This window comes from Rhodoferax sp. UBA5149, from assembly GCF_002413825.1.
In the GTDB taxonomy this organism is placed as follows: Bacteria; Pseudomonadota; Gammaproteobacteria; order Burkholderiales; family Burkholderiaceae_C; genus Rhodoferax.
On sequence record NZ_DHXT01000027.1, the window covers coordinates 1 to 11,047 of the forward strand.

An 11,047-nucleotide genomic window follows, 5' to 3' on the forward strand; every position below is an offset into this window, starting at 1 on the left:
TTGACAAACGCATAGGTGAAAAAGATCAGCGTGATGCTGCCCGCCAGCAGCCGCGAAAACAGCGTGGGCGCTTCCAGCGCAATGGCCAGGCCGCGCAGCACCAGGAACACGAAACCCGCGATCAGCGCCAGATTGCCGAGCAAGCCGAACTCTTCGGAAAATGAGGCAAAAATAAAATCGGTGGTGCGTTCGGGAATGAACTCCAGATGGGTCTGCGTGCCCTGCATGAAGCCCTTGCCCAGTACGCCCCCGGAGCCAATCGCAATCATGCCCTGGATGATGTGAAAGCCCTTGCCCAGTGGGTCACGCGTCGGGTCCAGCAGGGTGCAGATGCGCTGCTGCTGGTAGTCGTGCAACACCGGCCAGCGCACCCCATCGGCACACAGCTGCGACTCAAAGCCCACCACCAGCGCCACCCCCAGCGCGCCGACCAGCACCGGCGGCACAATCCATTTCCAGGACAGGCCGGCAAAAAAGATCACAGACAGCCCGGCCGACAGCACCAGGATCGCGGTGCCGAGGTCGGGCTGGCGCACGATCAAGCCAATCGGCACCGCCAGCAACAGCCCCGCCACGGCAAAGTCCAGCGGGCGCAACTGGCCCTCGCGCTTCTGGAACCACCAGGCCAGCATCAGCGGCATGGCGATCTTGAGGATTTCGCTGGGCTGGATGGTGACGCCGACGTTGAGCCAGCGCCGTGCCCCTTTTTTGGTGACACCAAAGACAGCCACCGCAATCAGCAGGCTGACGCCCAGCACATACAGCGGCACCGCCAGCGACATCAGCCGCTGCGGCGGAATCTGCGCCACCACGAACAGAATAGCCCCCGCGATCAGCATATTGCGGCCATGGTCCTCAAACCGGGTGCCCTGGTCATAGCCCGAGGAATACATCGTCAGCAAGCCCGCGCACGCGAGCATGAACACGGCGAATGCCAGCGGGCCGTCAAAGCCGCGAAACCAGGGAGCGATGCGCTGCCACGGGTGAATTTTTCCAAATTGTTGCGCCATGCCCGAATTATCCCGCCTCTGGTCAATTCAGCACGATTTCCACCACGGTGTAGCCCGGGACGCTGCTGATCAGCAGGTCCGCGCCGATGGCCGCGGCCCGCTCGCGCAGCGAGCTCAAACCCCGGCGCTTGACGCGCTCGGTCTCGAACCCGCAGCCGTTGTCAATCACCCGCAGCTGCGCGCCGCCCTGCAATGTGGCGCGCAGTTCGATGCGCAGTTGATTTGCGTGCGCATGCTGCAGCACATTGGAGAGCGCCTCAAAGACCATGAACTGCAGCTGTCGCATGGTCTTGTCATCGAGCCGGGCCAGTGGCGCGAGCAGGTCGACATCCCACTGCAGCTCGATGTCGGAGGCTTTAAAGCGCGGCTCCAGCCGGTAGCGCAGGTTGGCCAGCAGGGCCGTGATGTCGCCTGGCGGCAAATTCATGGCGTCGATCGAGAGTTTGAGTTGGTCCAGCGAATCGCGCAGGGTCTGCAGCACCTCGGCATGGCTGGCCCGCCCCGATTCCAGCTGCCGGATGGCCGTGCTGATGTGCGCGCCCACGCCATCGTGCATGTCGCGCAGAATGCGCGTGCGCTCGGCGGTGCGCTCTTGCTCACGGGCGAGCTGCTCCACGCGCTGGTAGGTCTGTTCCAGCTCCTGCTCCTTCTGCGCCACGCGCGCCGCCAGGTTGGCGTTGAGGTCGCGCGCCTGCGCGCTGGCCGCGCGAAACCGCGTGATCACAATAAAGCCCAGTGTCAGTCCAAACAGCACCGAGCTGTAGCGTAGCAAGGTGTTGCCGCCATAGGCCTGACTGATCCGAAACACATACAGATCGCGCAAACCGACCAGCGTATTCCAAAGCAAAACGAGGGCCACCATCTGGTGCGGCAGCGACGCGCCGCGTGCCGCCTTCCAGATGAACAAAGAGACAAAGATCAGGGAGGTGAGCCCCAAGACCGCGTACAAAAGCGTCATCGCCAGCGGATAACCGTACACCAGCGAGGTCGTGCCAGCGGCAACACTCGCCACCAGCAACAGGGCCAGCCAGCGGCGTAGCCAGCTGACTGCCCGCAACTGGCTCCAGCTGGCCACCTCGGCGCAAAACAATATCATGCTGCCCACCCACACCGTCACCGCCATCAGTGCGACCATGCCCCACCACGGCCAGGAAATGGGTGGATGCTCGACGATGGCGTCGCTGACGCTGACCGTCCAGCACAGTTCGGCCACGCCCGCATACAGGTACAGCGGGTCGCGCCGGGGCCACCCCGGCGCAGTCACATCGACTTGGGTCGCCCACAAGGCCATGGCGCCCACGCCAATCAGCAGGCTCACGATGACCACAATGAACGAGCCCGTGCTGCGCCAGCGGTAGTCGTGCAGGTAGAGCGGATACACCTCCTTGTCCGGCCCCAGAGTCAGCGGTGCCAGACCGCCACGGCGGCCCACATCGGCCCGGATGTGCACACGAAACAGGTTGTGGGTGCGCAGCAGACCCGGCGAAATCTCGATATGGCGCGGCGCCTTGGCAAAGTCCGGACCGTTGTCATGCTGCAAGTCGCCGTTCTGCTGCAGCAGGGCGCCGTTGAGCCAGATTTCATAGGCATTGCCGAGCCGGGGCAGGTACAAGCCGAAGGGCACCGTCGGCGCCTCTGCCAGTTCAAACGGCACCTCAAAAGTCGCCTCACCGGCCAGGCCAGCGTGATGACGGTCCCAATGGTAGGGCAGGCTGACCGTCTCGCGCGTCGTCTGACCCTGCACCGTCACAGCCGCTTGCGCCTCCCGCAATTCCAGCGTCAGGGCCTGCGCCGGCAAGACCAGACAGGCGACGATCAGCCCGCAACAGCAAAGAAGTAGACGGCGTAAATGGCAGCAAAGCTTCATGGAGAGGCGCATCTTAACGAAGCCCTATGCGCTGCATCGCGCGCCCGTTCCCATGCCCTCGTCAGTCATGCCGGGACAGCAAACCCATGCGCGTGGCTTCAAACACCGCCTCGCTTTTGGAATGCACGGACAATTTTCCATACAGGTTCTTGATATGCGTCTGCACGGTGTGAACGCTCAAATCGGCCAAACGCGCGATTTCCGTGTAAGAAAAGCCGCGGGCGATCAAGGCCAGAACTTCCTGCTCGCGGGGCGACAGCAAGTCGCGCTGCGGCATCGTGTCCCCGCCCGCATTCGCTTCATTTTTGATAGCTGGGTACGCTTGTACTACGGGGGCTAGCGCCCTATTGTTTCGTCGACGATCAGACTGGTACTTGGACAGCACGCGGCGCGCGATCATGGGAGAAATGGGCGAGGCTCCGGCCCGCATGTCCAAAATCGTCTGGGCAATGTCGTCCGGCGTCGAATCCTTGTGGATATAGCCCAGAGCACCGGCCTCGATGCTGGCCAGCACGTTGTCTTCATCGCCAAACATCGAAATCACCAGCGCCTCGCAGGCGGGGTTCAGCCGCGTGGCGTGGCGGATGACCTCCAGCCCGCTGCCATCGGGCAAGCCAAGATCGGTGAGCAGCACATCGACCGTATTTGCATGGTCATCCAGCCAGGCTTTCGCATCCGTCACCGTCCCTACACTCGCGGCCAGTTGCAACTCGACGCAGCGCGCCACGCTGCCCGCGAAAAATTCCCGCATCTGCGGATCGTCTTCAACTACCAGTACACGCCACACTTGTTTCGCCCTGCTGTTTTTAATCTGTGGCGAGCATAGCCGCAGGCGCCTGCGCTGGCTATGCCGACTCATCCCATAGATATGGGATTGCCTCACACCGCTGGCCTGATAACATTTATGACGCAGGTCAAAGACGGCAACAGCATTTTGTATGTCGCCTGCTTCCGCAACAACTCAAGGGTTCTCCATGAAAATTACGCTTAAAAGGCTTTCTCTGGCTATCGCCAGCGTCGGCATGTTGACGATTTACGGCTGTGGCGGTGGTGGCGGCAGCGATCCGCTACCAACCAGCACATCTGTGACAGTGACGCCTTCGCTGGGTAAATTCAGTGTAGGCACCGTGGTTAATATCAAGAAAGCGCTGGATGACACCGTACTTTCGACGGGCACGATCACCGGCAATGGCTCCGTAACACTCTCTTTGGCGGGTTACACCGGGCCGATTGTGGTGGAGGTTTTGGGTGGTGCCAACGTGACGTATTTCGATGAAAAATTAGATACAACGACAAACAAAGGAACATGGCAACCTTTTGCTAGCACTAGCACACTGCGCGCAGTTGTACCCACAACTACTGGTCTGGCGGAAGTTGGCGTTACGGCGCTAACCAACGCGGCAGCTGAAGCGATTAAAGACCCCGTCACCGGGTTCAAGAACGCCACAACAGGCAGCATCGGTGATGCAAATGCAAAGATCGCAGCCGTTTACGGCCTGTCAGATATATTGATCGCCCCCGTCCCCGTTGATGACAAAACGGTCACTAAACTGAATGTAGCGACACCAAGCAACAACTATGCGCTGATTCTGGCGACCTTGGCCAAAACTGCACCGGATGGTAAGTTTGCAGCCAATGTGGCTATCGCTCTAGCCAGTGATTTGAAGGATGGCAAGCCTGACGGTAAGGACAGCACAGGTGCTGTTATTCCGAATGCACCACTCCCAGCCACACTGATTGCCAAATACACCGAATCCGCCAACGAAATGGCAGATGATTCTGGCAAAGCGTTTGTCGCGACTTCCCCTCTTGTCGTTAATCCCGATGTCAACAACATCATAGGACCAGTCACCCAATCCGGCGTTACCCTCGCCAAAGCGATGTTCGCTGAACTTCGCAGCACGCTGAACTCGTTTGCCAATGGCAACAAGACTGGCTTCCTGGACACCCAGGCCACGCGCATGAACACTGACCTCAGCGCCAACGTGACGCCAGAAATGTCCAAGGTTGCTGGTCGTATTTCCGCGCTCGGCAACGCAATGACGGCGTTCGAGGATGCGAAAGCCTATACATCCAGCAACACGCTCGGATTTGCGTCAGGCTTCGCTCCCGGCACGTCCACCCCGGCCTTGGTTCGCTCAAGTGGTTCCCTTACGTCAGTGTGGAACGGGTCCGGCTCTTATGCTTTCTGCTGGACGGATTCCACTACGCCTTCGGCCATCAGCAAAGTCAGTTGCACCCATGCAGGATCGGACTCTGCTGACCAAGCCAACAAAAAAATAAAGACAGTTGTATTTGAACTCACAGGCACTGCAACCAACCAATACGACTACAAGGCCACCAGATATAACAAGGCGGTGACGGTAGATATTAGTGGTCAGCCTACTGCATTCGCTGTGGGAACCCTTGTTTCATCTGATACTGCGGGCAATCCAATGCCTGTAGGCATCGGCAAAGTTGCCAAGACCGTCAGCGGAACCACAATGACTGGGCTCACGCTCACCGGCACCCTGCCGCCTTCGGCCTCCACCGCCCCTGGCACTTTGTTGGCCACTGGTGCGGACACGATTGCCATTTCCGCTGCTCGTACCTTACTGACTGGCAACAACTACCGCTATGCCCTGTCTGGTTCGGTATCGACATCCAAGCTCACTGCATTGCACGTAGAGGATCCAACCAAGGTTGTGACCGTGTCTCTCGATGCTGGCAGCTATATCGACTTGGACGAAACGACTGTGGCCACCACTGGCGCCAAACCGGTAGCAGCCAAACTGGTCGGTACGGCACAGACGGTCGCAACCAAGTTCACTGGTAGCGTGGATATAGGTTCTTTCGTGACCGATGCCGATAGTCTGAACTACAGTCCCACCAGCGTGGTCTTCACAGGCAGCATCAGTGACACGTCCACCGGGGGCTCTGGCCAGATTCTGACCGGCAAACTGGAAGCAGCCGTGGCCAGTTACAACCTCTACCATTCGACTCTGCCCGAGTCTGCCAACAACTACAAGAAGGCCACGGTGACCTTCACCGGCACAGTGCAAGCGCCTAGCCGGCCTGCGCTGAAACTGGTCGTAGCTGTCGCCAAGACCGGTCTTACGACAAACTCTGTCACGCTGAACTACAGCTATGACACCAAGAGCATCATCGGCAGCGGTGTGCTTGACAGCGCGAACTCGACCAGCAACTCAATGACCTTGAGCAATCAAGACGGCATTCAAATGGTGACCAAGACTGGGGCAGTGACCAAGTCAGGTGCCAGCCTGGCAACCATTCTCAATGGCTCGGTCTCTTATGTCGATGGTGCTGTGGAATCATTGATGTAATACAGTAGCTTTTTGTTTCGTCAAATCCGGCGGTTACTCACCGCCGGATTTTTTTTGGGTGCGCGATCATGGTCATGATGAGCAAAAATATGCTGCGGCTTTTGCTGTGTCTCATGTTTCCCCTGCTGGGACACACCGAGGGTCTGCTGGCGGTAGATAATCCGGCAAAAAATGGCCAGGGCAATAAGGTCTATGCCGCCCTTGAGGCCTTCGAGGGCAACGATCAGGTGGCGATGCGCCAATATGGCAGCGACTGGCAGGGCAGCTACTCGCCTCGCCATGGCACCAATATCGGCCTGCTTTCCGCCCGCACTGAGGCCGGTGTGCAATGGCAGGGCTACCGGTTGGGCGCTTTGTACCGCGCCGAGGCGTTGGTGGAAGCCAACCGGGATACCTCTGATCTGGTAAGGCAATACAACAACAGCAGTGGCTACGACGTTGGCCGAACTTATCAGCTCGACTATCAGATCAAGGGGTTCGAGGCGGATGGTGCGCGACTGAGCAAAAGTTTTCAGCTGAATCTGGGTGGCCAATGGCAAATGGACTTGGGAGTTGGACTGTCTTACCTGCGTGGCAAACGCATCAAGCTGGAAACCGCGTCGGGCCAAGTGGTCACGCTCAACTCGAAGGACTTCAACGCCGGTGTCCACCTGAACGACTCAGACAGCCAGATGAATATTACCGACTTGGCGAGCTTTAACGCACCATTCGGGCGCTTGGCGGCGCCCTCTGGTGACGGCTACGCCGTGGATGCGGGAGTGGTGCTGCGCCATCGGGAAAGCGGTGTCAGCATCGAACTGGCTGTCGCCGATCTTGCGGGTCGCATAAATTGGAAAAACTTGCCCAACAATGTCACGGACTACAGTAACGCAACAAAATATTACGACGCTGATGGCTACGTGCAGTTCAATCCAACGGCAACACGAACCAGCAGCTACCAAGATGTGAGCCAGAACCTTGATCCGAAGTTGTGGCTGGCTGCCAGCTACCCGATTGGCGATTTCGAGGTGCAGGGCGCAGCCAGTTACACAAGGGGCTACTGGTTTCCGCAGGCGGGGATCAAATATCACATCAATCCGCGGTGGGCGGTAAATGCAGACTTCGATTTTCGCTTCAACACTTTCGGACTGTCTCTTCAGCACCAGTGGTTCTACCTTGGCTTGCGAATGGACAACACGAATATGGACACGGCGAGAGCCTACGGCTTGAATGGCGGGATTAATATTCCCTTTTAGACGAGATGTCGCGCTGTAAAGCTTTCGAGCCTTTGCAGCACCTCTGATTGCCCCGCGCGCTGCCAAGCCCGCGGGCCTTTTTTTCGCCCCTATGATCCTGTCCATGCCGACCACTCAGCCTACCCCTCCGCCCCTCACCCACCTGCTCTACCTGCATGGCTTTCGCTCCTCGCCGCAGTCGGCGAAGGCCCACACCGTGGCCCGGCACATGGCCACGCGGCAGCCGCAGGTGCGCTGGTGGTGCCCGCAACTGCCCCCGTCGCCGCGTGACGCCATGGCGCTGCTGATGCAAGGCATCGCCGACTGGCCGCGCGAGTCCATGGCCGTGGTGGGCTCCTCGCTGGGCGGTTTTTACGCCACCTGGGTGGCGGAGCAAACCGGCTGTCGGGCCGTGCTGCTGAATCCGGCGGTTGACCCGGCGCGCGACTTGGAGAAGTACGTCGGCGAGCAAAGCAGCTGGCACGACCCGGCGCAACATTTTTTCTTCCAGCCCGCGTTCGTGCAGGAATTGCGTGAGTTGCAGTGCACGGGCCTGCGCCAACCCGGCAACTATCTGGCCGTGATCGCCAAGGGCGACGAAGTGCTGGACTGGCGCGAGATGCACGCACGCTATCGCGGCGCCAATATCCGCCTGCTCGAAGGCGGCGACCATGCCATCAGCGACTTTGACGCGCATCTGCCGACGGTGCTGGCGTTTTTGGGCTTGAATTGAACCGAAAATCTGAGCCGCCGCGCCCGCTTCCGTTTTGCGGGGACAATCCCCCCCTATGTTTTTATTGTTTGAAGAAGCCGGAAAATTCATGGCCGGTCGGGTGCTGTCAGAGGCGGAGTCCTCTGCGCAGGTGGAGCTGGACAGCGGCAAGCGGGTCAAGGTCAAGGCCGCCAACATCCTGCTGAAATTCGAAAAACCGGCACCGGCGCAGCTGCTGGCTTCGGCGCAGGCCGTCAGCCAGAGCATCGAGCTTGAGCTGGCCTGGGAGTTTTCGCCGGACGAAGAGTTTGGCTTTGCCGACCTGGCGCGCGAGTATTTCAGCGCCAACGCCACGCTGGAGCAACAAGCCGGCACGCTGGTGCGCCTGTTTGAGTCGCCGCATTACTTTCGCCGTGCCGGCAAGGGGCGTTTTCGCAAGGCGCCGGCCGACATCATCGCGCTGGCCTTGGCCGCGATTGAAAAGAAAAAGCAGATCGCACTGCAAACCGAGCAATGGGTTAAAGACCTGAGTCAGGGCGAGTGCCCGCAGCCGATCCGCGATCAGCTGTACAAGATCTTGTTCAAGCCGGACAAAAATGCACCCGAATACAAGGCGGTGGTCGAGGCGTCGCGCGCCACGCATCTGGGACCGCTGGAGCTGCTGACCAAGGCCGGTGCCATTGATTCACCCTACCAGTTCCACTGGCGCCGCTTCTTGCTGGAGAACTTTCCCAAGGGCACCGGCTTCCCCAAGCTCGAAGCCCCCGCCATCCGCGACGAGCTGCCTTTGTCCACCGCGCGCGCCTTCTCCATCGACGACTCGGCCACCACCGAGATTGACGACGCGCTGTCGGTGCAAGGCTTGGGCACGGGCACGGTATTGGTGGGCATTCACATCGCAGCACCCGGCCTGGCGATTCTGCCCGGCAGCCCGATCGACCAGGTCGGCCGCCACCGCCTGTCCACCGTCTACATGCCGGGCTACAAGGTCACCATGCTGCCCGACGACGTGGTGCAAACCTACACGCTGATGGAAGGGCGCGACTGCCCGGCGGTGTCTTTGTACGTCACGCTCGACGAAGCCACGCTGGAGATCATTTCCAGCGAAACCAAGCTGGAACGCGTGTTTATTGCCGCCAATCTGCGACACGACCAGCTCGATACCATCGTCACCCCCGAATGGCTCGAAAATCCCGAATTTTTACACAAAATCGACCCGCAGCCCTTACACCATAAGCGTAAGCAGCTATCATTTTTGCACCGCCTGGCGAAAGACCTGAAGGCCAAACGCGAAGTAGTGCGCGGCAAACCCGAGAATTTCAGCCGGCCCGATTACAACTTCAAACTGGTCGGCAACGAGGGCGCAGAGCCGCAAGGCACCGAGCAGGTGCAGATCAGCATTCGGCTGCGCGGCGAACCACTGGACCTGATCGTCTCCGAGGCCATGATTCTGGCCAACAGCACCTGGGGCAGCTGGATGGCCGAACTCGGCGTGCCCGGCATTTACCGCAGCCAGGCCTCGATGCTGCCGGGCGTCAAGGTGCGCATGGGCACCCGCGCCTTGCCGCATGCCGGTCTGGGCGTCAAAAGCTACGCCTGGAGCAGCTCGCCGCTGCGGCGTTACACCGATTTGGTCAACCAGTGGCAAATTATTGCCTGCGCGCGGCACGGCAAAACGGCGGCTTTGGTGGCCCCGTTCAAGCCCAAAGACGCGGACTTGTTCTCGATCATTTCCAGCTTTGACTCGGCCTACTTTGCCTACAACGACTACCAGCGCGCCATCGAGCGCTTCTGGACGCTCAAGTTTGTGCAGCAGAACAAGGTGACCGAGATTACCGCCACCGTGTTCAAGGAAAACATGGTGCGCGCCGACGACCTGCCACTGGTGCTGCCGGTCACGGGCGCCAGCGGTTTGCCACGCGGTGCGCGGGTCCTGATCAAGCTCGGCGACATCGACGAGGTGACGCTCGACATCCACGGCACCGTGGTGGCGCGGCTGGACGCGGTGACCGAGACCGTCGCGGCGGCGCAAGACGAAGCCGAGGACGACGAAGACGCCTCGGCCGGCCCGATTGCGATTGCCGTGGACCTGAGCGACAACGCCAGCGAAACCAGCCCCCCCGCCAGCGACAGCCCTGCCCCGTGAACCTGCGGTCCTTCAGCCCTCTCCAGCTGGCACTCGGCGCCTCGATCGCCGTGCATGCCGTCCTGTTGACGGTGCGCTTTGTCGACCCCGACGCCTTCAACCGCGTGTTTGAAGACACACCGCTGGAGGTCATCCTGGTCAACGCGCGCACCACCGAGCGGCCGGAGAAGGCGCGCGCCATTGCCCAGGCGTCGATGGCGGGCGGTGGCGACGCCGAACGGGGCCGCGCCACCAGCCCCTTGCCGCCGGCCTTGCTGTCTGAAACCGGTGACGACAGCGAAGCAGAAGCGCAGCGCAAGCTGAAGAACCTGCAGGAACAACAAAACCTGCTGCTGGCTCAGGTCAAACGCCAGCTCGCCGCCATGCCGCTGCCGGACCCCAGGCAGGCCCAGGTGTCGCCGGAGCAGGTCGAGCGTGAACAAAAGCGACGCCAGCTGATCAAACTGCTGGCCGAGATCGAGCGCCGCATCAACCAGGAAAATGCGCGCCCGAAACGGCGCTACGTCAGCCCGGCCACACGGGAAGAGGTGTATGCGGTGTATTACGACCACTTGCGCCGCGCCATCGAAGACAAGGGCACGGAAAACTTTCCCGAAGCGGCTGGCAAGAAGCTGTATGGCGAGCTGACCATGATCGTCGAGGTCAATGCTGACGGGCGAATTCACAAAATCGAGATGCTTGAAAGCTCCGGCAACCGCATCCTGGACCGGCGCGCCGAGGCCATTGCCCGAAGCGCGGCGCCCTTTGGCCGCTTCTCCGCGGCCATGCGCCGCCA

8 protein-coding genes are annotated in these 11,047 nt (G+C 60.3%); 5 read left to right on the plus strand and 3 right to left on the minus strand.

What is annotated here, in order from left to right; all coding sequences use genetic code 11:
* From B3V69_RS01985 to B3V69_RS01995, 3 genes are all read right to left on the minus strand, one after another.
* The coding region (locus B3V69_RS01985) for an FtsW/RodA/SpoVE family cell cycle protein (protein ID WP_296443292.1) at positions 1 to 1,010 on the minus strand (1,010 nt) is incomplete at its 3' end.
* Positions 1,011 to 1,032: 22 nt separating this feature from the next.
* On the minus strand, positions 1,033 to 2,877 hold the full coding sequence (locus tag B3V69_RS01990; protein WP_296443294.1) for a sensor histidine kinase: 1,845 nt from the start codon (positions 2,875 to 2,877) through the stop codon (positions 1,033 to 1,035).
* A 61-nt stretch (positions 2,878 to 2,938) separates the two neighbouring features.
* Positions 2,939 to 3,628, minus strand: coding sequence for a response regulator transcription factor (locus tag B3V69_RS01995; RefSeq protein WP_414707451.1), 690 nt, complete (start codon positions 3,626 to 3,628; stop codon positions 2,939 to 2,941).
* Between the two features lie 223 nt (positions 3,629 to 3,851).
* On the opposite strand from B3V69_RS01995, the gene B3V69_RS02000 reads away from it, so the two are divergent.
* The 5 genes from B3V69_RS02000 to B3V69_RS02020 form a co-directional block, all read left to right on the plus strand.
* Positions 3,852 to 6,200 (plus strand): hypothetical protein, encoded by a 2,349-nt coding sequence (locus tag B3V69_RS02000; protein WP_296443298.1) that lies wholly within the window; start codon positions 3,852 to 3,854, stop codon positions 6,198 to 6,200.
* 113 nt (positions 6,201 to 6,313) lie between these two features.
* On the plus strand, positions 6,314 to 7,435 hold the full coding sequence (locus tag B3V69_RS02005; protein ID WP_296443301.1) for a hypothetical protein: 1,122 nt from the start codon (positions 6,314 to 6,316) through the stop codon (positions 7,433 to 7,435).
* 103 nt (positions 7,436 to 7,538) lie between these two features.
* Positions 7,539 to 8,147, plus strand: a complete 609-nt coding sequence (locus B3V69_RS02010) for a YqiA/YcfP family alpha/beta fold hydrolase (protein ID WP_296443302.1) — start codon at positions 7,539 to 7,541, stop codon at positions 8,145 to 8,147.
* A gap of 55 nt (positions 8,148 to 8,202) precedes the next feature.
* On the plus strand, positions 8,203 to 10,272 hold the full coding sequence (locus B3V69_RS02015) for a ribonuclease catalytic domain-containing protein (protein ID WP_296443304.1): 2,070 nt from the start codon (positions 8,203 to 8,205) through the stop codon (positions 10,270 to 10,272).
* Positions 10,269 to 11,047: energy transducer TonB (locus tag B3V69_RS02020; protein ID WP_296443307.1), on the plus strand; the 779-nt coding region annotated here is incomplete at its 3' end. The genes B3V69_RS02015 and B3V69_RS02020, both read left to right, overlap by 4 nt.

What these genes read in the sequence shown, in the direction of transcription:
- B3V69_RS01990 (WP_296443294.1), bottom strand. Translation starts at nt 2,877, where the DNA reads ATGAAGCTTTGCTGCCATTTACGCCGTCTACTTCTTTGCTGTTGCGGG.
- B3V69_RS01995 (WP_414707451.1), bottom strand. Translation starts at nt 3,628, where the DNA reads ATGCGGGAATTTTTCGCGGGCAGCGTGGCGCGCTGCGTCGAGTTGCAA.
- B3V69_RS02000 (WP_296443298.1), top strand. Translation starts at nt 3,852, where the DNA reads ATGAAAATTACGCTTAAAAGGCTTTCTCTGGCTATCGCCAGCGTCGGC.
- B3V69_RS02005 (WP_296443301.1), top strand. Translation starts at nt 6,314, where the DNA reads ATGTTTCCCCTGCTGGGACACACCGAGGGTCTGCTGGCGGTAGATAAT.
- B3V69_RS02010 (WP_296443302.1), top strand. Translation starts at nt 7,539, where the DNA reads ATGCCGACCACTCAGCCTACCCCTCCGCCCCTCACCCACCTGCTCTAC.
- B3V69_RS02015 (WP_296443304.1), top strand. Translation starts at nt 8,203, where the DNA reads ATGTTTTTATTGTTTGAAGAAGCCGGAAAATTCATGGCCGGTCGGGTG.